This is a genomic window from Marinobacter vulgaris, assembly GCF_003344045.1.
GTDB lineage: Bacteria > Pseudomonadota > Gammaproteobacteria > Pseudomonadales > Oleiphilaceae > Marinobacter > Marinobacter vulgaris.
In genome coordinates this window covers 288,625-311,819 of the sequence record NZ_QFWX01000001.1, presented here as the reverse complement: position 1 = coordinate 311,819, position 23,195 = coordinate 288,625, and the positions used below count along the sequence as shown (strand labels likewise).

Annotated in this window: 20 protein-coding genes; 15 read left to right on the top strand and 5 right to left on the bottom strand. The window is 58.8% G+C overall.

The window, feature by feature from the left end; translation table 11 throughout:
* Window positions 1-103: 103 nt before the first annotated feature.
* The 10 genes from DIT71_RS01440 to purD all read left to right on the top strand — a co-directional run bounded on the left by DIT71_RS01440 (window position 104) and on the right by purD (window position 10,972).
* Entirely contained in the window at window positions 104-1,717 is a 1,614-nt protein-coding gene (locus tag DIT71_RS01440; RefSeq protein WP_114611420.1) for a diguanylate cyclase, read from the top strand.
* A 253-nt stretch (window positions 1,718-1,970) separates the two neighbouring features.
* The gene (gene aroQ / locus DIT71_RS01435; RefSeq protein WP_114611419.1) at window positions 1,971-2,417 is read left to right on the top strand and encodes a type II 3-dehydroquinate dehydratase; all 447 of its coding nucleotides are present in this window, start codon (window positions 1,971-1,973) and stop codon (window positions 2,415-2,417) included.
* Window positions 2,418-2,439: 22 nt separating this feature from the next.
* Entirely contained in the window at window positions 2,440-2,895 is a 456-nt protein-coding gene (gene accB, locus DIT71_RS01430) for an acetyl-CoA carboxylase biotin carboxyl carrier protein (RefSeq protein WP_114611418.1), read from the top strand.
* Window positions 2,896-2,911: 16 nt separating this feature from the next.
* Window positions 2,912-4,258 carry an acetyl-CoA carboxylase biotin carboxylase subunit gene (gene accC, locus DIT71_RS01425; protein ID WP_114611417.1) on the top strand — a complete coding sequence of 449 codons (1,347 nt, stop codon included), beginning with the start codon at window positions 2,912-2,914 and terminating at the stop codon, window positions 4,256-4,258.
* Window positions 4,259-4,296: 38 nt separating this feature from the next.
* Window positions 4,297-5,193, top strand: a complete 897-nt coding sequence (gene prmA / locus DIT71_RS01420) for a 50S ribosomal protein L11 methyltransferase (protein WP_114611416.1) — start codon at window positions 4,297-4,299, stop codon at window positions 5,191-5,193.
* A gap of 62 nt (window positions 5,194-5,255) precedes the next feature.
* A complete protein-coding gene (locus tag DIT71_RS01415) occupies window positions 5,256-6,446 on the top strand; it encodes a DUF3426 domain-containing protein (protein ID WP_114611415.1) in 1,191 nt (396 codons plus the stop codon).
* Window positions 6,447-6,660: 214 nt separating this feature from the next.
* A complete protein-coding gene (gene dusB, locus DIT71_RS01410; protein WP_114611414.1) occupies window positions 6,661-7,659 on the top strand; it encodes a tRNA dihydrouridine synthase DusB in 999 nt (332 codons plus the stop codon).
* Entirely contained in the window at window positions 7,656-7,973 is a 318-nt protein-coding gene (fis, locus tag DIT71_RS01405) for a DNA-binding transcriptional regulator Fis (RefSeq protein ID WP_114611413.1), read from the top strand. The genes dusB and fis overlap by 4 nt, the downstream gene beginning before the upstream one ends.
* A gap of 84 nt (window positions 7,974-8,057) precedes the next feature.
* Window positions 8,058-9,638 (top strand): bifunctional phosphoribosylaminoimidazolecarboxamide formyltransferase/IMP cyclohydrolase, encoded by a 1,581-nt coding sequence (gene purH, locus DIT71_RS01400; protein WP_114611412.1) that lies wholly within the window; start codon window positions 8,058-8,060, stop codon window positions 9,636-9,638.
* 38 nt (window positions 9,639-9,676) lie between these two features.
* Window positions 9,677-10,972, top strand: coding sequence for a phosphoribosylamine--glycine ligase (gene purD, locus DIT71_RS01395; protein WP_114611411.1), 1,296 nt, complete (start codon window positions 9,677-9,679; stop codon window positions 10,970-10,972).
* A 72-nt stretch (window positions 10,973-11,044) separates the two neighbouring features.
* Here purD and DIT71_RS01390 read toward each other — a convergent pair whose 3' ends face one another.
* Complete coding sequence (locus DIT71_RS01390) at window positions 11,045-11,476, bottom strand: acyl-CoA thioesterase (protein WP_114611410.1); 432 nt, start codon at window positions 11,474-11,476, stop codon at window positions 11,045-11,047.
* Between the two features lie 24 nt (window positions 11,477-11,500).
* A complete protein-coding gene (locus DIT71_RS01385) occupies window positions 11,501-12,631 on the bottom strand; it encodes a zinc-dependent alcohol dehydrogenase family protein (RefSeq protein WP_114611409.1) in 1,131 nt (376 codons plus the stop codon).
* Window positions 12,632-12,815: 184 nt separating this feature from the next.
* Between DIT71_RS01385 and DIT71_RS01380 the strand changes: the two genes are divergently transcribed.
* The 4 genes from DIT71_RS01380 to DIT71_RS01365 all read left to right on the top strand — a co-directional run bounded on the left by DIT71_RS01380 (window position 12,816) and on the right by DIT71_RS01365 (window position 18,327).
* Window positions 12,816-14,999: a TonB-dependent receptor family protein gene (locus tag DIT71_RS01380; protein ID WP_114611408.1), complete on the top strand. Its 2,184-nt coding sequence runs from the start codon at window positions 12,816-12,818 to the stop codon at window positions 14,997-14,999.
* A gap of 143 nt (window positions 15,000-15,142) precedes the next feature.
* Complete coding sequence (locus DIT71_RS01375) at window positions 15,143-16,078, top strand: alpha/beta fold hydrolase (protein WP_114611407.1); 936 nt, start codon at window positions 15,143-15,145, stop codon at window positions 16,076-16,078.
* A gap of 36 nt (window positions 16,079-16,114) precedes the next feature.
* The gene (locus tag DIT71_RS01370; protein ID WP_114611406.1) at window positions 16,115-17,686 is read left to right on the top strand and encodes a cation:proton antiporter family protein; all 1,572 of its coding nucleotides are present in this window, start codon (window positions 16,115-16,117) and stop codon (window positions 17,684-17,686) included.
* Window positions 17,686-18,327 (top strand): methyltransferase domain-containing protein, encoded by a 642-nt coding sequence (locus DIT71_RS01365; RefSeq protein WP_114611405.1) that lies wholly within the window; start codon window positions 17,686-17,688, stop codon window positions 18,325-18,327. The genes DIT71_RS01370 and DIT71_RS01365 overlap by 1 nt, the downstream gene beginning before the upstream one ends.
* 19 nt (window positions 18,328-18,346) lie before the next feature.
* On the opposite strand, the gene DIT71_RS01360 is transcribed toward DIT71_RS01365, so the two are convergent.
* From DIT71_RS01360 to DIT71_RS01350, 3 genes are all read right to left on the bottom strand, one after another.
* On the bottom strand, window positions 18,347-19,090 hold the full coding sequence (locus tag DIT71_RS01360; protein WP_114611404.1) for a putative 4-mercaptohistidine N1-methyltransferase: 744 nt from the start codon (window positions 19,088-19,090) through the stop codon (window positions 18,347-18,349).
* A 24-nt stretch (window positions 19,091-19,114) separates the two neighbouring features.
* A complete protein-coding gene (gene senA / locus DIT71_RS01355; RefSeq protein WP_114611775.1) occupies window positions 19,115-20,458 on the bottom strand; it encodes a selenoneine synthase SenA in 1,344 nt (447 codons plus the stop codon).
* 141 nt (window positions 20,459-20,599) lie between these two features.
* The gene (locus DIT71_RS01350; RefSeq protein ID WP_114611774.1) at window positions 20,600-22,420 is read right to left on the bottom strand and encodes an SLC13 family permease; all 1,821 of its coding nucleotides are present in this window, start codon (window positions 22,418-22,420) and stop codon (window positions 20,600-20,602) included.
* A 122-nt stretch (window positions 22,421-22,542) separates the two neighbouring features.
* Here DIT71_RS01350 and DIT71_RS01345 point away from each other — a divergent pair, with 122 nt between their 5' ends.
* On the top strand, window positions 22,543-23,034 hold the full coding sequence (locus tag DIT71_RS01345; RefSeq protein WP_114611403.1) for an acyl-CoA thioesterase: 492 nt from the start codon (window positions 22,543-22,545) through the stop codon (window positions 23,032-23,034).
* Window positions 23,035-23,195: the final 161 nt, after the last annotated feature.

The window sequence follows — 23,195 nt, the reverse complement described above, 5'->3', positions numbered from 1 at the left end:
AACATCAAACACTATAGACTCTGCTATACGACAAAAGTTGAAAATATCTGCCTGCAATGGGGACAGGCGGCCAGGAACGACAAAAAAGACAGGCCGAAGCACAATGAACGACGAAAGCCAGAAATATAAACTCAGGCAGCACTTTGCCCGCCGTGTTACCACCCAGGCGCGGGTTGTCCTGGATACGTGGCGGAAGATCCACCAGGATGCCAGAGAATCTGCCGCGTTCAGGAGTGACTTCGCCAGGGCGGCCGACAAGCTGGTCCGCTATGCCAGACGATTCGAGATGCAGAGCCATGCCGACGCGGGGCAAAAGGTCCTCGGGCTAATTAATGAATGGCCAGAAGGCCGGCCACTACCCGACGGCCTTGACCGCAAACTCCAGGACGCCATTGAGCAGCTCTCCCGGTGCACCCTCCGACGCACGGACCAGACCGCCAGCGAAGCTCCCCAGCAGTATCGCCGCACGCCCGTCTATATCGCTCTGTCCAGCGAGGAAATGGCCAGCCGGCTCATTCGCCAGCTGGAATTTTTCGGCTTCCGCGCCTCAGCATTCCATACCGCGGAAAAGCTGATCGAAGCTTGCGCCCTTCACAAGCCCGAAACCATCCTGATGGACGTCAACTACGGTGGCGAACCGTTAAGTGGCATCGCCACCATTGAACGCCTGCAGGAGCGTCACGACACCCCCATCCCTATTATTTTCATGAGCGATGAAGACGGCTCTATTGAAACGCGTCTGCGCGCCTCGCGATGCGGGGGCGAGGAATTCTTCTATCCGGCGGTCGATCCCGGCCAGCTGATCGAGAAAATCGAGACCTATACCCACGGCAACACGGTGGAGCCGTACAAGGTACTGGTGCTCGATGACTCCCGCGCCCAGGCAAAGTACATGGAAACGGTTCTTAAAAAGGCGGGGATGAACGCCCACATCATCACCGACCCCATGGAAATCATCCGTGCGCTGGAGTCGTTTTCCCCCGAGATCATCATTCTCGACATGTATATGCCGGGCTGCACCGGTATGGAAATCGCACGGGTGATTCGCCAGCAGGACCGCTTCCACAGCGTGCCGATCATCTATCTTTCCGCGGAGGAAGACGTCACCAAACAGCTACACGCCATGAGCCTGGGCGGCGATGACTTCCTGACCAAGCCCATCGACCCCAAGCACCTGATTTCCACCATCCACAACCGTGGCAGGCGAGCGCGCTCCTTACTGGCGCTGATGATCCGCGACAGCCTGACCGGACTGTTCAATCATACCCACACTCTGCATCTGCTGGACCAGGAGATTGTGAAGTGTCGGCAGAAGGATCAGACGCTGTGCTTCGCGATGATCGACATCGATTACTTCAAGAAAGTGAACGACACCTTCGGACACCCCATCGGCGACCGGGTTCTCAGAAGCCTGTCCATGTTTCTCAAACAGCGCCTGCGCAAGTCGGACCACATCGGACGTTACGGGGGTGAGGAATTTGCAATCATCCTGCCGGACACCCGCGAGAGTGACGCCCGCAACGTACTGAACGAGATCCGCGAACGCTTTTCGGAGCTGCTGCAACCGGCGGGCGACCGGGAGTTCAATGTTACTTTCAGTTGCGGTGTCGCCGCCTGGAAAGGTGACACCTCCCAGGCCCTTTGCGAACGGGCAGACAGGGCCCTGTACAGGTCGAAGGAACAGGGCAGGAACTGTGTTACCGCCGCCGGCGACTGAAACCGGCGGTAATCCACGGCCCGACCCGCGCGCGGGGCCGTTTTATGAAACCAACGTCTTATAGCGCTCCTGACTCCCCTTCACGACAATATCATTACCTGCCACAAAGGTTGCTTTGTGAGAACAGGGTACTTTTCGACGCACGGCCGAATGTCAAAAAGTGTTGATCTGAAGACTTCAAAACCGCACCATTGGGGATAAATGTCGCTAAATTCGGCGATCCTGTGCAAACGTCATCAAGGCAGACGAATTAATGTCGACCATACTCGTACTCCATGGCCCCAACCTCAACATGCTGGGAACCCGCGAGCCGGAGGTCTACGGCCATGAATCATTGGCTGATATTGACGACCGTTTGCACCAGAAAGCCGCCCAAGTTGGCCATCACCTGCTACATTTACAGTCAAACGCGGAATATGAACTGATTGAGCGGATACATGAAGCCAGATCTGAAGGGGTCGATTTCATCATCTTCAACCCGGCGGCATTCACCCACACCAGTGTTGCACTGCGGGATGCCATCCTGGCTTCGGGCATTCCGTTCATCGAGGTTCATCTTTCCAACGTGCATGCGCGGGAAGCCTTCCGCCATCACTCTTATTTTTCTGATATCGCCGATGGCGTTATCTGCGGGCTGGGCAGCCTGGGGTACGACCTTGCACTCGAAGCGGCCCTGCAACGAATTCATCGAGAGAACTGATTAAAACGGGATCGGACTGACTATGGACATTCGCAAGATCAAGAAACTTATCGAGCTGCTGGAGGAATCCGACGTCGAGGAGCTGGAGATTCACGAGGGTGATGATTCGGTTCGCATATCTCGCCGTCGTGAACAGTTGGCTGCGCCCCAGTATATGGCCCAGTATCCTGCGCCCCAGACCTCCTCAACCCCACCACCGCCCGCGCCGGCCTCAGATGAACCGGCCAAGCCGGCAGAGCCCACCGGCCATGCGGTCAAGTCGCCGATGGTAGGCACCTTCTATCGCTCGCCGTCACCCACTACCAAGGCCTTCGTGGAAGTCGGGCAGTCGGTGAAAGCCGGCGATGTCGTGTGCATCGTCGAAGCCATGAAGATGATGAACCAGATCGAGGCAGACAAGAGCGGCACCGTCGCCGAGATCCTGGTCGAGAACGGACAGCCGGTCGAGTTTGACCAGCCGATGATCATCATTTCCTGAACCCGGTGATACTCTCATGGCAATGTTAGAAAAAGTTCTGATCGCAAATCGCGGCGAGATCGCCCTGCGCATTCTGCGCGCCTGCAAGGAGCTGGGGATCAAGACCGTGGCCGTCCATTCGCAGATTGACCGCGAACTGATGCATGTACGCCTGGCGGATGAGTCCGTCTGCATCGGCCCCAACAGTGCGGCTGAAAGTTACCTGAACATCCCCACGATTATCAGCGCCGCGGAAGTCACGGATTCCGTCGGCATTCACCCCGGGTACGGCTTTCTGGCCGAAAACGCGGATTTTGCTGAACAGGTGGAAAAAAGCGGCTTCCGCTTCATCGGCCCCAGGGCTGAAACCATCCGCCTGATGGGCAACAAGGTCTCTGCCATCAACTCCATGATCGAGGCCGGCGTGCCCACCGTTCCCGGCTCAGATGGCCCGCTGACAGACGATGACGAGCGCACCCTGGAAGTGGCCAGGCGCATCGGCTATCCGGTGATCATCAAGGCGGCATCCGGTGGCGGTGGCCGTGGCATGCAGGTCGTTCACTCCGAGGCGGCGCTCCTCAAAAGCGTGCAGATCACCCAGACCGAAGCGAAGAACACCTTTGGCGATGCCACGGTCTACCTCGAGAAATACCTGGAGCGACCCCGCCACGTGGAGGTCCAGGTCCTGGCCGACACCCACGGCAATGTCATTCACCTGGGTGACCGGGACTGCTCCATGCAGCGCCGCCACCAGAAGGTACTGGAAGAAGCGCCAGCACCAAATATTGACGCGGAAGCCCGGGAAAAAACCCTCAAGGCCTGTGTCGATGCCTGTAAAAAAATCGGCTACGTCGGAGCCGGCACGTTCGAGTTCCTCTACCAGGACGGCGCCTTCTACTTTATCGAGATGAATACCCGGGTGCAGGTGGAGCACCCGGTATCGGAGATGGTGACCGGCGTCGACATCGTGCGCGAGCAGTTGCGTATTGCCAGCGGCCTGCCCCTGCAGTACACCCAGGACGAGATCAAGATCTCCGGCCATGCCCTGGAATGCCGCATCAACGCCGAGGACCCGCAAACCTTTGTGCCCAGCCCCGGCAAGGTCAAGCACTTCCACGCTCCGGGAGGTAACGGCATACGGGTCGACTCGCACCTTTACAGTGGCTACACGGTGCCGCCTTTCTACGATTCCATGGTGGCCAAGCTGATCACCTGGGGCGACGACCGGGAAATTGCCCGTCGCCGCATGAAAAACGCGCTGGACGAACTGGTGGTGGAAGGCATCAAGACCAATCAGGCACTGCACCGCAAACTGGTGCGCGATGGCGGCTTCAAACAGGTAGACTTCACCATTCATTATCTGGAAAAACTGATACGGGACTGACCCGTAAAGTCTATTCGTCTACCCAACAGGACGCCTACATGCCCTGGATACAACTACAGATCCCGGCTGATCCCGACAACGCGGACCAGCTTGAGGATCTGCTGATGGAGATGGGCGCTGAAGCCGTCTCCATGGAAGATGCCGCAGACCAGCCGTTGTACGAGCCTGATCCGGGCACGACACCTCTCTGGCACCAGACCAGTGTAACCGGTCTGTTCGGTTCCGAGCGGGATATTGAAGAGCTCTGCGCTGCGGTCAAGGACGCCTGGCATCAGCAGACCCAGCAGTCATTGCCGGACATCGACGTTACCCTGGTGGAGGACAAGGACTGGGAACGGGAATGGATGGAGGATTTCAAGCCGCTTCGCTTTGGCGAGCGCCTGTGGATCGTCCCCAGCTGGCATGACGCCCCCGACCCCCACGCCGCCAACCTGCTGCTGGATCCGGGGCTGGCGTTTGGCACCGGGACCCACCCTACTACCGCACTGTGCCTGGAATGGCTGGATGGTCATGACGTGGAATCACGCCAGGTGATTGACTATGGTTGCGGCTCCGGCATTCTCGGCCTGGCAGCCCTGCTGCTGGGTGCCGATCACGTCATCGGCGTTGACACCGACCCCCAGGCACTGGAAGCCAGCCGCGAAAATGCGCGCCGCAACAGGGTTGAAGAAGACCGGCTGGACCTTTTCCTGCCTGCCGATGAACCGGATACCATGGCAGATGTGATGCTGGCCAATATCCTGGCCCAGCCACTGATCGGACTCGCGCCCAGCCTGGCGGCGAAGGTGAAACCCGGCGGCGATATCGTGTTGTCCGGAATACTCTCCAACCAGGCCCGCGAGGTCATGGAAGCCTACGAGCCCTGGTTTGTCATGGACGAACCGGAACAGCGGGAAGAGTGGATACGGCTCACAGGACGGCGCAACGACAGGTGACGGAAACGGCCGAACCTACTAAACTCCGTGACTCGTAGCGATGTCGCTTACAGGAATGAAGCATGACCCAGAGCAGCCTGCAGACACGATGCCCGAAGTGTGAAACGCGTTTTCGGGTAACCGACGCCCAGCTTGGCGTAGCTGGCGGCAAAGTGCGCTGCGGCAACTGTATGGCTGTCTTCAATGCGGTTGAACATCAGGTCGGGGACAGCACTTCCAGCGCAACGAGCGACCCCAGCAAGGCGCCGGCAAACCAGGACGAACCGGCAGACCAGCGGTTTACGTCTGAGGACGATCTGATTTTTGCGGACAATCCCGAAGAAGACGCCGCTGAAGGTCCGTATGCCGGCACCAAGCTGACGTTCTCCGATGACGAACTGAGCGACAGCTTCCGCAGCGTTGATGAGTGCAAGAGCAGCAGTTTTGAGAGCGAAGGCGACGAAAATCAGGAAAAAATAGACGAAAGCTGGGCAGAAGCAATGCTGTCCGACGATGATTCCTCGCCAGGACCGGAGTCTGCTACCCCGGGGCCGGCAGAGCACACGCAAGCAGAAGCCCCGGCGCAGCGCAAGCCAGACAGGAGCCCTCCGCGAGAAGACCCGAGCCTGGAACCTACGGACGAACCCGAGGAGTTTTACGTCGACCAGCCGCAGTCGTCATCGTTCGACTATGACAGCGGACCGGTCTCCGATAACGAGCCCATCACCGCCAGCTCGCCGTATACAGATCTTCGCAGAGAGCCTGTTTCGGTTGGCGGTAACGGAGGTGGGCGCCTCAGGACAGCCCTCTGGACCCTGGTGGTACTGGCCCTGATCGGCGTTCTGGTTGCACAGGTGACCTGGTTCCAGTTCGACCGGCTGTCTTCCATACCCGAGCTACGCCCCTTCTATGAACAGGCCTGCGAAATTAGCGGATGCGAACTGAAACCGCTGATCAATGTTGACGCCATACAGAGCCGCAAACTGGTGGTAAGAACCAACCCCGAGGATCGCAGCCAACTGGTCGTCGACGCCGTCATTATCAACCGGGCATCGTTCGAGCAGCCTTTCCCGGCCATTGCCCTGACCTTTTCCAATCTGAATGGCGATGTGGTTGCCCAGAGCGTGTTCACACCGGAGGAATATCTCGCGGGGGAAGGTCAGGGAATGGAGGCCATGCCCACCGATACGCCAGTGAGGATCATGATTAATATCCGCGACCCCGGCAGAGATGCGGTGAACTACAATATCGCCTTCCGCGCCAATCCTGAGTAAGCAAGTCCTCACTTGCAAAATAATGCGGAACTCCATCGAGTTGCCTGAAAGTCAACCAGACAGAACGAAAAATAATCAATTTTTTCATGACTTCGCCCCTTCAATAGCATCCCTCCCGGCGGTATCATTACCGCCCTTCGAAACCGATCGGTTACTTATTGAGCAACCGATCAGTTCGACGCTCGCTTAACCCGCTGTTACACGGACTCAGACCATGCTGCCGACGGCAAAAATCGGGCCGTACACCCTGCCCAATCCGCTGATCGTTGCCCCCATGGCGGGTGTGACCGATCGCCCCTTCCGCCTGCTTTGCCGGCGAATGGGTGCCGGGCTGGCAGTCTCGGAAATGGTTATCGCGGACAGCAAACTGTGGCACACGCGCAAATCACAGACGCGGATGAACCATCAGGGTGAACCCGAGCCCAGGTCGGTGCAGATTGCCGGCGGTGATCCGGACATGCTGGCAAACGCCGCCAGGCTGAATGCCGAGTTCGGGGCCCAGATCATCGATATCAACATGGGCTGCCCGGCCAAAAAGGTGTGCAACAAGGCCGCCGGTTCGGCACTGATGAAGGATGAGGCGTTGGTGCGGGACATACTGGAAGCCGTCGTGGCTGCCGTGGATATCCCGGTCACCCTCAAGATGCGCACAGGTTGGGACCGGGAGCACCGCAATGCGCCCCTGATAGCCCGGATGGCTGAGGACGCCGGCATACAGGCCCTGGCCATCCATGGCCGCACCCGCGCGGACGCCTACAGGGGGGAAGCGGAATACGACACCATCGCCGAGGTAAAATCACGGGTAGGCATTCCGGTATTTGCCAACGGTGACATTACTTCGCCGGAACAGGCGGAACAGGTGCTGAGCCATACCGGCGCCGATGGTTTGCTGATTGGTCGCGGTGCCCAGGGCCGGCCCTGGATTTTCCGGGAAATCCTGCATTTCCTGGAAACGGGCAGGCACCTGCCGGAACCACCGATAGATGAAGTGGAACAGGTACTCAGCGAACACCTGGGGGCACTGCACACCTTTTATGGCGAAACCATGGGCGTGCGTATTGCCAGAAAACATGTGGGCTGGTACCTCCAGTCCCATGACGAAGACAAACGATTCCGCAAACGCTTCAACGCCATCGACTGCGCGCTGGAGCAGAAAGACAGTATTCAACAGTATTTTGCAGGCTTACGAAATGGAGAGGTATTCGCAGCATGACCGCCGAGACTTTGGCTAAAGACAACCTGACCCAACCCGCCAACGATGACATCCATCAGTTGCAGACGGTAAATGGCAGCGGCAACACCGTTACCCTGCGCGACAGCGTGGAAGTTGCCCTGAAAAACTACTTCGCCCAGCTTGATGGCGCCCCGGTTACCGAGGTCTATCAGTTGGTGTTGTCGGAGGTGGAAGCGCCGCTGCTGGAGCAGGTGATGAAGTACACCCGCAACAACCAGACGAAAGCGTCAACCATGCTCGGCCTGAATCGCGGCACACTGCGCAAGAAGCTTAAGCAGTACGGTCTGCTATAATCCAGCTACCCGACTGAAACGAGGGCCTCCCGGACAATATTCGCGAGGCCTTCATTCGTTCATACCAGCAGAAATAAGTGACCCATGGCAAATCAGGCTAATACCCCCGTTCGTCGCGCGCTGATCAGCGTGTCTGACAAGACCGGTATCGTAGAATTCGGCCGTGCGCTGACTGCCCGCGGCATCGAGTTACTTTCAACCGGTGGCACCTTCCGGCTGTTGCAGGAAAACCAGGTACCGGTCACAGAGGTAAGTGACTACACCGGCTTCCCCGAGATGATGGATGGCCGCGTGAAAACCCTGCACCCGAAAATCCACGGCGGCATCCTCGGTCGACGCGGTACCGATGACGCCGTGATGGCAGAGCACAAGATCGATACCATCGACATGGTGATTGTGAATCTCTACCCCTTCGAGGAGGCCGTGGCCAAACCGGACTGCGACCTGGCCACAGCGATCGAGAATATCGACATCGGTGGGCCCACGATGGTTCGTGCCGCGGCAAAAAACCACAACGATGTCGCCATTGTGGTGAATGCCTCTGACTATGGTCGGGTACTGAAAGAACTCGAGGCCAACGACGACCAGCTGAGTTACAGAACACGGTTTGATCTTGCGGTAAAAGCGTTTGAGCACACCGCCGGCTATGACGGTGCTATCGCCAACTACCTGGGCGGCCGCACTGCAGACAATGACAACGCCGAGTTCCCGCGCACCTTCAATACCCAGTTCGTGAAGGTCCAGGACATGCGCTATGGCGAAAATCCGCACCAGCGTGCGGCCTTCTACACCGAACGCCAGCCAAGGGAAGCCTGCATTGCCACTGCCAAGCAGCTTCAGGGCAAGGAACTGTCTTACAACAACGTTGCCGATACCGACGCCGCACTGGAGTGCGTCAAACCTTTCGCTGACCCGGCCTGCGTTATCGTCAAGCACGCCAACCCCTGTGGTGTGGCCATTGGCGCGGATATCCGGCAGGCCTATGACCTGGCCTTTGCCACCGATCCCACGTCCGCCTTTGGCGGCATCATCGCCTTCAACCGCGAGCTGGATGCAGAGACCGCTCAAGCCATCATCGACCGTCAGTTCGTGGAAGTGATCATCGCCCCGACCATCGCGGCGGAAGCTGTGACGCTGGTGGCTGCCAAGAAGAACGTCCGCCTGCTTGCCTGTGGCGAGTTCGACGGCGAGCGCGCAAAATCCCTGGACTACAAGCGGGTTACCGGTGGCCTGCTGGTGCAGGACCGGGACCTGGGCATGGTGGCCATGGAAGACGTCAAGGTCGTCACCGAGCGACAGCCCTCCGAGCAGGAACTGAACGACCTGCTGTTTGCCTGGGAAGTGGCCAAATACGTCAAGTCCAATGCCATCGTTTATGCCAAGGCCGGTCGCACCATCGGTGTCGGTGCCGGCCAGATGAGCCGGGTCTATAGCGCAAAAATCGCCGGCATCAAGGCGGCTGATGAAGGCCTGGAAGTAAAAGGTTCGGTTATGGCTTCCGACGCCTTTTTCCCGTTCCGGGATGGCATTGATGCCGCCGCACAGGCCGGCATAACCGCGGTTATCCAGCCGGGCGGCTCCATGCGTGATCAGGAAGTCATTGATGCCGCCAATGAGCATGGCATTGCCATGGTGTTCACCGGGATGCGCCATTTCCGGCATTGATGGGGCGCCAGCGTGATCCGACAAAAAGGAATACAGCAATGAACATTCTCGTAATAGGCTCCGGCGGCCGCGAACACGCCCTGGCCTGGAAAGCCGCGCAATCCCCGGGTGGCGACCGTGTCTTTGTCGCCCCCGGCAACGCCGGCACCGCCCGGGAACCCGGCCTGGAGAACATCAACATCGACGTAATGGACCTCAATGGCCTGGCAGACTTTGCCGCTGCCAACAGGGTTGGCCTGACCATCGTCGGGCCGGAAGCGCCCCTGGTGGCCGGCATTGTCGACCTGTTTGAAGAGCGTGGCCTGCGGGTGTTTGGTCCCAGTGCCGGCGCGGCGCAACTGGAAGGGTCCAAGGCGTTTACCAAGGACTTCCTGGAACGCCAGCAGATTCCCACCGCCGCCTACGCCAATTTCACCGATGTCGACCAGGCACTTGCATACGTTCGCAGCCAGGGCGCGCCTATCGTGGTGAAAGCCGATGGCCTGGCCGCAGGCAAGGGCGTCATCGTTGCCATGACGCTGGCAGAAGCCGAAGACGCCATCCGCGATATGCTGGCAGGCAATGCCTTTGGTGATGCGGGCAGCCGTGTTGTTGTGGAGGAATTTCTGGAAGGCGAGGAAGCCAGCTTTATCGTCATGGTGGATGGCGAGCACGTGCTGCCCATGGCCACTTCCCAGGACTACAAACGCGTGGGCGATGGCGATACCGGGCCCAATACCGGCGGCATGGGTGCCTACTCCCCGGCGCCGGTGGTCACGCCTGATGTTCACAAGCGCATCATGGACGAGGTGATCCATCCCACCGTTCGCGGCATGGCGGCGGAAGGCCATCCCTATAAGGGTTTCCTTTATGCCGGCCTGATGATTGATGACAGCGGCGCTCCCCGGGTCATTGAGTTCAACTGCCGCTTTGGCGATCCGGAAACCCAGCCCATCATGCTGCGCATGAAATCGGACCTGGTAGAACTCTGTCAGGCTGCTATCGAGGGCAGACTCGACCAGTGCAGCTCGGACTGGGATGAACGCCCTGCCGTAGGCGTTGTGCTGGCTGCGGGCGGCTACCCTGGCAGCTATCATAAGGGAGATGTTATCTCGGGGCTTCCCGAAACAGAAACTGCCGGTGAGAAAGTGTTCCATGCCGGAACCCGGCTCAACGGTGAGCAGGTGGTGACCAATGGTGGCCGTGTACTTTGCGCCACTGCACTTGGGCAATCCGTCACCGACGCCCAGAAGCGCGCCTATGAGGTCGCGGCACGGATCCACTGGGAAGGTGTCTTCTGCCGTAACGACATTGCGTATCGGGCCATCGCCCGGGAGAACGCCGCCAGCACGTGAATCAAAGTATCACCAGAAAGCCCGGTCTTGCAGGGCTTTCTGGTGATAGATGCACCTGCCGATGACTGCGAGTCAGGAAACCAGGATCCGCTCCAGCGCCTCACGAATGCTTTGCGGAATCGCAACAGCGCAATCCTGTCCGCGGTCGACGAATACATGGACAACCTGGCCAACCGCTACCGCTTCAACATCGCCGTTCCGAAAAAGTCCGAGCTCGTAAGTCACTGAACTGTTTCCAATTCTCACCACCCGGAGCCCGGCCTCCAGGGCGTCCGGGTAGGCCACCGGTTTGCTGAACTGACAGCTGGAGCTGACCACGTATCCAACCACCGGCGCATTATTGATATCCAGCCCGCCAACCTCAATCAGGTACCGGTTGATGGTGGTATCGAAGTAGGAGTAATAGGTCACGTTATTCACATGCCCATAGATATCATTATCCATCCACCGGGTGGTGACAGGGTACAGAATGCCAAATTCATCTCGTTCCACAAATTTCTCCATTCAGCAGCTCTATCGCAAAATGGCCTAATCGAACAGCACTACCTGACGAACGGCCTTACCGGAGGCCAGTTTCTCGAAACCTTCATTGATGTCATCCAGCCTCAGGGTATCGCTCAGTAATCTGTCCACCGGCAGCTTGCCCTGGCGGAACAGGCTGACATAACGGGCAAGGTCGCGTACCGGAACACAGCTGCCCACGTAACTCCCCTTGAGTGTGCGTTCCTCCGCCACCAGACTGACCTGCTGGATAGACACCTTTTTTTCCGGGTGGGCCAGCCCGCCGGTCACCGTGGTGCCGCCGCGACGAGTGATCTGGTAGGCGAATTCCAGGGCTTTTTCGGATCCGGCCATTTCAATGGCACAGTCGACACCGCCGTTGGTCAGTGCCTTGATCTTATCGACGCACCCTTCTTCCCCGGAATTAAAAGCGTGGGTGGCACCAAGCTCTTTGGCCAATGCCAGTTTGGTGTCATCCAGATCGATGGCTATCACCTCTCCGGCACCGGCTACCAGAGCTCCCAGAACGCTGTTCAGCCCAACACCACCCAGGCCGACCACCGCAACCGCCTGCCCCGCCCTGATATCTGCGGAGTTTATCGCGGCACCCACGCCGGTCAGCACGGCGCAACCAAACAACGCAGCATGGTGCAGCGGCAGGCCGGCATCTACCTTGACCAGCGAATCCCGCGACACGACAGCATGGTCCGCGAAGGCAGACACCCCCAGATGATGGTTCACCGGCGTGCCGTCTGCCCGATGCAGCCGGTGCTCACCACTGACCAGGGTACCGGCGTTATTGGCTTTTGCTGCCGGCTCACACAGGGCCGGGCGCCCTTCCGCACAGGGGGCGCAATGACCACAGCTAGGCACAAATACCGCAACCACATGATCCCCTGCTTTGAGGTCGCGGACGCCATTGCCGACACTCTCCACGATACCGGCTGCTTCATGGCCCAGAGCCATAGGCACTGGCCGGGGTCGGTTGCCGTCAATGACAGAGAGATCGGAATGGCAGAGGCCGGCTGCCTTGACCTGAATCAGCACTTCATTATCACCGGGCGGAGACAGTTCCAGCTCCTCGATCACCAGGGGCCTGGTGTCCTGGTACGGACGCTCCGCCCCGATCGCTTGCAGAACAGCGGCTCGAATTTTCATGACGACAACCTCGTGGTGTTTGTGACTGGCAACCGGTAAACAGAGTAGATGCTTTGATGGATTTCACAAACAGTTCCGCAAGCCACCATGAACAAGAACTTAATGATAATTTTTACTTGTTGTTAATGATTATCGTTTGTATAGTTGCCCGCCTTACCTAAACACGTTGTAACAGGAGAGCAACATGCCAACGCCTTTTTCCCGAAACCTGCTTGCCCTGGCAGTCATTTCCGCCTCGGTGCCTGCCATGGCCCAGGAGCAGAGCCTGGACGAACTCGTTATCATCGGCGATGAGGCTTCAGCTTCCGCGCTTCCGGGTTCCGCCCACGTGGTTTCCGATGAGGAACTGGATACCATGAAGTACACCGATGTCCATCAGGTCGCACGCCAGGTGCCCGGTGTATATTTTCAGGAAGAAGACGGCTACGGCCTGCGACCCAATATCGGCATTCGCGGCTCCGGCAGCGGCCGCAGCGGCAAGGTAACGCTGATGGAGGACGGGGTGCTGATGGCGCCGGCACCCTACGCCGCGCCCGCGGCCTATTACTTTCCGTCCTTCGGGCGCATGAGCGGCGTGGAAGTGCTCAAGGGCCCCGACCTGTTGCGTTACGGACCGCAGACCGTTGGTGGCGCCATCAACTTCCGCTCCACGCCCATTCCCCAGGAAGCGTCCGGTAACGTCACCACAGAAATCGCCGAGGACAGCAGCAAGCGGATACACGCCTGGTACGGTGCCAGCCGCGAACAGGTGGGTTTTGTGGTGGAAACCCACCAGCAGGAAACCGACGGCTTTAAAGACATCCGTGATTCCGACCGGGAAACAGGTTTCGACAAGCAGGACTTCGTGGCCAAGTTGCGCCTGAACAGCCCGCTCAGTGCCGACGTTTATCATCAGCTGGATCTCAAGGTGGATTACAGCGAGGAGCTGAGCAATGAAACCTACCTCGGGCTGACTGACGAGGATTTTGACGCCGACCCCAACCAGCGATATTTTGCCTCCGAGCGCGACAACATGGACACCAAGCGCAACGGCTATATGGCCCGTCACCTGGTGGAACTGAACAATGACGTAAGCCTTACCACCACCGCTTATCGCAATGAATTCGAACGTAACTGGTACAAGGCCGCCGGCCTGGGCAGCTTGATTGATGACGCCAATGCCGGCGATGTAACCGCTCGGGCAAAGCTTCGGGGCGAGACGAACCTTGAATTCGATATCAAGAACAACAACCGCGAATACGTCTCCCAGGGCCTGGATTTCAAGGCGGACTGGAATACCGAACTGGCAGGGATGAGCCATGGGATCACTTTTGGCACCCGCTACCATGAAGACGAAGTGGACCGTTTCCAGCCTGTGGATACCTACGAGCAGGTTGTATCCAATGGCCGCCCGACCCTGGCATTCCAGTCTTCAACCCTGGACACCGGCATCAGCTCCAGCAATAACCGTATCGAGGAAGCCGAGGCCTGGAGCAGCTTTATTGCTGACCGAATCGATGTAAACGATCGCCTCACAGTCACCACCCTGCTTCGTTACGAGGACATCGAAACCACGGAAACCCGCTACTCTGATCAGGCCAGAACCACCGTCGATCGCGAGCGCAACAACGACACTTCTGAATGGCTTCCGGGTGTTGGCGCTACCTACGATCTGGACGGCGGCATTACCCTGCTTGGCGGCGTGCACCGCGGCATGGCACCGGCGAGCCCCGGCAGCAAAGACAACGTTGAGCCTGAAATCAGCGTCAACTACGAGCTGGGCGCCCGCTTCAGCCGGGGCGCAACGCGCGCCGAGCTGATCGGTTTTTACAGCGACTACTCCAACACCGTCGAAAACTGCTCGGTTGCCACACCCTGCTCCAACGATGCCACCGCCGGCTCTTTCAGCCAGGGTGAATCCCGGGTGCAGGGTATCGAGGCACTGATCGGCCACGAATTCACTCTGGCCAACGGCCTCAGCGTACCGGTTGAGGCCAACTGGACCTTCACCGACGGCGAGATCACCGAAACGGCGGATGACGGCAGCGTGCTGAAAGGCGACAACCTGACCTACCTGCCAGAGCACGTCGCAAACCTGCGTGCCGGCCTGCGTCAGGGCGATCAGTGGGATGTCTACGCCAATGTTGGTTTCGTCGACAGCATGTGCATTGACAATACCTGCGAACGCGGCGACGACAACACCTTTAGCGAAACCGAGTCGCTCACGGTTGTGGATCTTTCCGGCAGCTACGCACTGACGTCCAACGCCCGCATGTTCGCCAAAGTAGCCAACGTGTTCGACGATCAGAAGATTGTAGCCCGCTCCCCCGACGGCGCCCGTCCCAATCTGCCGCGCACCGGCTATGTTGGCGTGAGTGTCGACTTCTGATGTCTGAAAGGGACAAATCCCGTTACTCAACGGGTTAACTCGGCAATCCTTCGACCCGGTCCTTGACCGGGTCTTTTTTTGGGGTAGTGTAAGCGCTTCCGCAAACGGACGTTTGAAGCCCTTGCGCAAGGAGTTGGCCCCTGATGCTACCCAGACGTAGCTTCCCCCTGATCGCGCTGCTGGTCACGACGCTTTTGTTCAGTGCCTGTTCGCGTCAAACCCTTTACGAAAATGCCATCAGCTGGGAGCGTTCAGCAGCGGGGCTGCAGGCATCCACAATTTCGGTGGATAACATGACCATCGCGTATCTGAGCAATGAAGAACCGGTGAATGGCGAAACCATCGTGCTCATCCATGGCTTTGGCGCCAACAAGGACAACTGGACCCGGCTGGCAGGGGAACTGACCGATGAGTTCAACGTCTACGCAATCGATCTGCCCGGTCATGGTGACAGCAGCAAGTCGCTGGATCTGGGTTACCGATTCGAGGATCAGGTTGGCCACCTGTCAGAAATACTCGCAGCTCTGAATATTGATGAAGCCCACATGATGGGGAACTCAATGGGCGGTGCCATCACCGCACTCTATGCCGCGACCTATCCCGACCAGATTCGCTCCGCGGTGCTGTTCGACCCTGCCGGCATTCTCGAATACGACAGCAAACTGGTGGAACTGGTGATGGAAGGCGACAATCCCCTGATCCCGGCCAAAGAGGGGGATTTCGAGAGACTGATCGACTTTGCCCTGGAGAGAAAACCCTTCGTTCCCTGGCCCATTTATGAAGTGATGGAAGAGAAGGCCATCGCCAACCGGGAGGTCAATCAGGCGATTTTCGAGGCCATCCGGGACAGCGTATACGAGCAGGATTTTCGTGAGGCCATTACCCGCATCGAAGCACCGGTTCTGGTGATATGGGGCAAGGAAGACCGGGTGATCAACTACCGCAATGCCGACGTGTTTGTTAACCGGATTCCCGATGCCCGCAAGGTTCTGCTGGACGGTGTGGGTCATGCTCCAATGGTGGAAGTGCCGGAAAAATCCGCCGAGTTGTTTCGTGAATTTCTGGCTGAAACGAGGTAGCCTTGGCCTAGCCTTTTTTCCAACCGCGAATTAACCATGCCTGAAGCCATCTGGATTTCCTTCGCCTTTGTCCTCGGTCTGCTGGTCAAGACAGTTGGCCTGCCTCCTCTGGTGGGTTACCTTGCCGCCGGTTTTGTGCTCAGCGGCATCGCCGCGGCTGCCAACATCGCTGTTGAAGCAACCGATGTGCTGGCGCATATCGCCCACCTGGGCGTGCTGCTGCTGCTTTTTACCGTTGGTCTGAAACTGAAGCTCCGCTCCATCGTCAGCCCCGAGGTCATCGGAGGCAGCCTGCTGCATTTCGGTATTACCTGTGCCGTATTCACCCCGGGGCTCTATCTGCTGATGGAGCTGGACTGGCAGACCGCATTCCTGCTTGCGATTGCCCTGTCATTCTCCAGTACGGTGCTGGCGGCCAAGGTACTGGAAACCAAGCGGGAACTACGGGCGTTCCATGGCCGCGTCGCCATCGGCATCCTGATCATGCAGGACCTGATCGCACTGGTGGTGATGAGCCTTGCGGCAGGCCAGACACCGTCCCAGTGGGCGCTGATTGTATTTGGCCTGCCATTGCTGAGGCCCCTGCTGTTCAAGCTGCTGGATGCCAGCGGCCATGATGAACTGCTGGTTCTTCTTGGGCTCTTGCTGGCACTGGTTGTCGGCGGGTTGGGTTTTGAAGCTGTCGGGCTGAGTTCGGAGCTGGGCGCCCTGGTGTTCGGCGCCATGCTGGCCAACCATCCCCGCTCCCAGGAACTGGCAAAGTCCCTCTGGAGTGTGAAAGAAGTCTTCCTGGTGGGCTTCTTCCTGCAGATTGGCATTGGTGGCCTGCCCGATGGCCAGGCACTGGTATTTGCGCTGGTGGCGGCCATTGTTCTGCCACTGAAAGGGCTGCTGTTCTTCTTCCTGCTGATACTGTTCCGTCTCCGCGCCCGCAGCAGCTTTCTCAGTTCGTTATCGCTGACCAATTACAGCGAGTTTGGTCTCATCGTCGCCAGCGTGGCACTGCCGGAATGGCTCATCCCCCTGGCAATCACGGTGTCACTGTCTTTTGTGATTTCCGCGCCTCTTAACCGATACGCTCATTCCCTTTATGAACGCTGGTCCGGTTCCCTGGTGAAATTTGAAGGCCAGACCCATCATCCGGATGAACAACCGATCTCCCTTGGTAGTACCAGGGTTCTGGTCATGGGCATGGGAAGAACCGGCACCGCGGCCTACGACTGGCTAAGGCAAACCGAGCCCGAATTGATAGGGCTGGATTCAGATCCCGCTAAAACGCAGAAGCACCAGGCTGCAGGACGTAATGTTGTTTTTGCCGATGCCGAGGACAACACCTTCTGGCAGGGGCTCTATATGCCTGAACTGCAATCAGTCATCCTGGCCATGAACGACATCGAGGGTAAGCTCATCGCCGCCCGAATGTTGCGTCGTAAAGGGTTTACCGGCTATATCGTGGCCCACACCATGTACGCCGATGAAGCCAAAAAGATCCGCGAAGCCGGTGCCGACGAAGCCTATCTCACCATGAGCGAAACCGGTGTGGCGCTGGCCAGCCATCTGCGGGATCAGCGGCCCGCGATACCGTCACAAACCGCAGGAACAACCTGATGTACGAAGCCATGGGTTCCAATGAAAACACCATGACCCAGATGACCTCCCTGCACGAGGAGCGCCTGGATTTTGTGTTCAGAACGATAAAGGCCACCGGTGCCAGGCGTGTTCTGGATCTTGGCTGCGGCTCGGGCTCACTGCTCTACCGGTTGCTGGCGGATGACCAGTTCGATGTTGTGACCGGGCTCGAGGACTCTGGCGTTTCCCTGCAGCAGGCACGTGCCATTCTGGCGGACTACCTGGATGCAAAGTCTGGGCGAATAAACCTGGTGCGGGGATCCTATGCCGAAAGCAATCCGGTTCTGGCAGGCTATGAAGCGGCCGCCATGGTGGAGACCATTGAGCATGTCCGGCCTGAGCAGCTTTCACGGGTTGAACGGGCCGTATTCGGGGAATACCGGCCGGGCAGCCTGTTCATGACCACACCCAACCGGGAATACAACCCCCTGTTCGACCTTGCGCCCGGAGAGTTTCGCGAGGAGGACCACAAGTTTGAATGGGACCGGCTCAAGTTCCAGCGCTGGGCCCGGGGCGTGGCCGAACGTAATGGCTACGAGGTGCGTTTCGGCGGCATCGGGGAATTTGTACCCGATGTCGGCCACCCCACCCAGACCGCCTTTTTCACCCGCAGGGACTGAGCGACATTCGCTCGCTACTTTAACGAATTCTGCGCCAGGCGCTCAGTTCGGCAATGGTATGCTGGAACTTGCGGCGGGTTTCCCGGATAACGAACGGCACGTCCTGCGGCGGCTGTATTTCCTCAAAACGACTGGCCAGGATCTCCCGCATGCCGTCCCGTACCGTTCGCGGCTGGCCGTTACGCTCGAATCCGCCAATCCAGTTGGCCCGGGGGGTGAACTCTTCCATCAGGGTATAGGGCGAGCTGATCACCAGGGTACCGCCCTCGGCCAGGCGATTGTGAATATCGCCCAGAAACGCGCCCGGATCCTGGAGCCGGTCGATCAGGTTGCCGGCGAAAATCAGGTCGTAATCCCGGTGCTCCTCCCCCAGCTGACAGGCATCGCCCGTGGCAAAAGATACCCGGCCCGAGCTTCTTGCCAGTCCGAGCTCCTCAAGGCTGACGGTAACCCGGGCTCCCAGTTCACCCTCGTCCCGCCGGAAATAGTCAATTTCACCATCCTGCTGAAGGTTGTGCGCCGCATTCACGAAGCTTTTCGACAGATCCACACCGACAACCTTTTCAAACACGCGGCCCAGCTCGAAAGCCGTGCGGCCAACAGCGCAGCCCAGATCCAGCGCCCTGCGCTTGTCCCGGCCCGCCATCAGTTCCTGGCAGATAGTGGCGCAGCGGGCCGGGTAATTGCCCACACCGAAATAGCTCTCCCCGAAATGGAACCCCAGATACTGGCTAAGCTGCTCGTCGGTTTCATACACATTCATGGCTGATCCTCAGCGGTTATACGGTCAGGCCTGTGGGAGTGCACAGGTGCGGAACCCGGTATAGACGTCGTTTCTCTGGGCCAGGTAGGCCTGGCGATAGGTTCCGCGAATCAGGTTTGGCGAAGTCGCGCAACTGCCGCCGCGGGTGACCTTGTGATCTCCGAACTGCAGTGTCGACATAAACGGATACATATCGGTCTTGAAGCCGTCATACGGGAAAAACTGGCTGCTGGTCCATTCCCACACGCTGCCAATCATCTGGCGGCACCCGAACGGGCCATCTCCGGCGGGGAAATCCCGGACCGGATTGCGGGCCATGGCCCGCCCCCCCATATCCGCATGCTCCGGGCTTACCCTGTCATTGCCCCAGGGGAAGCGACGAAACGGCTCACCTGGGCGATTGCCCAGCGCCGCCACCTCCCATTCGTACTCCGTCGGCAGCCGCCGACCCGCCCAGTTGCACCAGGCTTCCGCTTCCCAATAGCTGATATGACACGCCGGCGCGTCGGGATTGAGGGGCAGCCATTGATCGAAGAACCGCTCCTGCCACTGATCATCATGCCAGCGCCAGTACAGCGGGTGTCTCGGCGCACGCAGAACGGGTTCCGGGCTGCCATGAACCAGCGACACATCGGTTTCGGTCTGCAGCCATTTACGACCGCCAAAAGACCACAGGTCCGGGCGCTGATAGCCGCCGTCTTCCACGAACGCCAGGAACTCACCATTGGATACCGGCAGGCGGGAGATGGCGAATGACTCCAGTTTCACCTCAAACCGTGGCTTCTCGTTATCGAATGCAAAATCGGAGGTGGCGTAATCCCCGGACTCACCCGGCATGCCGATCAGCCATCGCCCGGCCGGAATAATGGCATCGCCGGTGATACTGTCCCCCGGCGCCACGCGCTCATTGGTGAAATCCGGCGTGGGCGGGTAGCCTACGGTCTGCCGGCACCAGATCAGGGACTCGATGTGCATGTTCTGGTGAAAAATGGCATAGCGATAAAGATACAGATCTTCATCCGTCAGCGGTGTGCTGCGGATGCGGTCGGCCACGCGATCGTAGATGGTATCGAAATAGGCCAGGGTTTCCTCGCGGCCGGGAAACAGTTCCCGGCACCAGCGATCCCGGTGGTCTACATGGAAAGAGTCCCACAGGTCGTCCATGGCCGGATTATAACTGGGCGTGCCGTCCAGCAGGTTGAACACAAACACCTCGTAGAAGAAAGCCGCATGGCCCATCTCCCACAAGGGCGGATTTACGCCGGGATGGTAAGGCACATCCAGTTTTGCTTCCGGCAACGATGTTACTAATGCCCGGGTTCTTTGCCGGGCGGTTTCCAGTTCTGCCAACAGGGTTGTCTTGTCCACGCCAGTCATTCTCCAAATACGCCGTTCACGTCCCAGATACGAACAGCCCCATATTATGATGGCCTGCAGTCCTGATGCCCTCAGGATACGACAGCAAACCGCCAGATGGATGATTTTTTTGCCATCGATTCCAGAATTGATTCAGCCCCATACCAGCAGGATCATGGGCACCGCCACTACCGTCACCAGAATTGACAGCGGCAGGCCCAGTTTCCAGTAATCACCGAACTGGTACCCACCCGGCTCCATCACCAGCGCATTGGACTGATGTCCGATGGGCGTCAGGAATGCACAGGAGGCCCCAACCGCCACCGCCATCAAGACGGCATCGGACGCCATGCCCAGTTCCGCGGAAAGGCTGAGGGCAATGGGAGCGACCAGCACGGCCGCGGCCGCATTGTTCACCACATTCGAGATCAGCATGGTGCCGACAAGCACCATGGCCAAAACGCCCCAGGGGGCAAGGCCGCCACCCACCGCCAGCATCTGCGCGGCGATCAGCTCCGCGCCACCGGTGGTTTCCAGGGCCTGCCCCACCGGGATCATTGCGGCCAGCAATACAATCACCGACCAGTCTATGGCCTTATAGGCACCCGAGGCATCGATCAGTTTCGCCAGCACCATGGCGACAGCACCGGCGACCAGCGCGACGGGCGGCGACAGCCAGCCGCTCACGATGGTCACAATACTGGCGATAAAGATGCCCGCCGCGAGCAGGGTTTTACGGGGTGATCCCAGCCGGAGACCGCGTTCCGCCAGTGGCAGACAACCGAGATCGGAAAGTGTGCCGGCGAGCGTGTCCTCGAACCCCTGAACCAGCAGGATATCGCCGGCGTTGAAGCGTATGTCTCCCAGCCGGCGTTTCAGCCGCTGCCCCTGCCTGGCAACAGCAACGATATTGAGACCGTAGCGCTCCCGCAGGTTAAGACGATTGGCGGTTTGCCCTACCAGCGAGGAATCGGGCGTGATAACTGCCTCGGTCAGTTGCACCTCCCCTTCATTGAGCTGTTTTTTGCGGCTTTTTCGGTCCTTCTCCTGCTCTTCGTTTTCCGACTCATCCTCTTCCTCGTCCTGACTGCCAAGCTCCAGGCCGGTGTTGTCGAGAAACGCCTGCAGGCTCTCGGTGTCCGACTCCACCAGCAGCAGATCGTTTTCCTTCAGGACCTTGTAGGTTGAGGGCGCAAGCTGGCGCTTGTCATCACGGACGAGTGCCAGCACCACCACATCCCCGTCTTCGCCACCTTCCGCCAGCAGGTTGTGGAGTGTGGCTCCGGCATGGGGGGATCCTTCCGGGATCTTCAGCTCTGTCAGGTAGTCGCCAACACTGAACAGCTTGTCATCATCATCACTTTCGCCGCCCCGCTGTGGCGTCAGCCGCCAGCCGACCAGGGTTATAAAGGCAATGCCGGCAAGGGTGATGGCAGCGCCAACGGGGGCAAAGTCAAACAGACCGAACGAGTCAGCCCCTTCCCTGTAACTGGCGATGATGATATTCGGCGGTGTGCCTATCAATGTCATGGTGCCGCCGAGAAGCGAACCGAACGCCAGCGGCATCAGCAGCAGCGATGGCGAACGCCCGGACTCCCGGGACATCCATACCGCCACCGGCATCAGCAGCGCAAGCGCACCCACGTTATTGATGAACCCGGAACAGAGTGCTACCACGCCGGTCAGGGTGAGGATCTGCAATGTCGGACGATGGCCAACCTTGCCCAGCAACTGCGCGATATTATCCACTACGCCACCGTTCACCAGACCCTGGCTTAGTACCAGAACCGCGGCTACCGTTACCACGGCCGGGTGTCCGAACCCCGCAAACAGGTCCTTGGTGGGCACCAGTCCGGCAATGGCGATTGCCAGTAATGCCAGCATGGCAACCACATCAAACCGCAACCGGTTCCAGGCAAACAGGCCCAGTGTGGCTGCCAGCACTGTGAATACGACTACCTGATCTGTACTCAACCCTGCCTCTCCCGTTGTTTCCATTGACGCCTGGTCCTTATGGCAACATACCTGATTTGAGCGCTTTAATCAGACCCTCCGGGCGGTATAGTAGCGATACATCCATGAAAGGGAGAGATTCCATGCCACCCAGACCTGCCAGGCCGGTTTCCGCATCCGCCATCGACCAACATGTGTACAAGGTGTTCCCGAACGACATGAACTCACACCAGACAGTGTTCGGCGGCATGATCATGGCCAAGTGTGACCGTCTGGCGCTGGTGGTCGCGGAACGGCACTCCGGGCATGTCTGCGTAACGGCTGCGGTGGATTCCATTCACTTCCGTGCACCCGCCAAGGGTAACGACACCCTGCTGTTCAACCTCGCCCTCAATCGCAGCTGGGGTTCTTCCATGGAGATCGGGGCAAGGGTAGAGGCCGAAAACAGCTACACCGGAGAGTGCCGGCACATACTGTCGGCGTTTTTCACCTTCGTAGCACTGGACGAGAACGACAAGCCGATTGATGTGCCGGCGGTGAAACCGGACACCGAGGACCAGAAACGCCGCTTCGCGAATGCGGAAATCCGGCGGGAGGGGCGCCTGGCAACCCGCAGCAAACTGAACGAGCGCTGACCGATTGTGTCGGCATACTTTACAGGAGGCCTGCTGCACCATAGCTCTCATTTTGTAACCGCCTGAAACCACCGCGAGTATGAAAACTGGCACACAATCTGAATGTCGGTCACCGGGCTTTCCCGCCTGTTTACCAAGCCGTTTGAGATCACAGGGCAGTG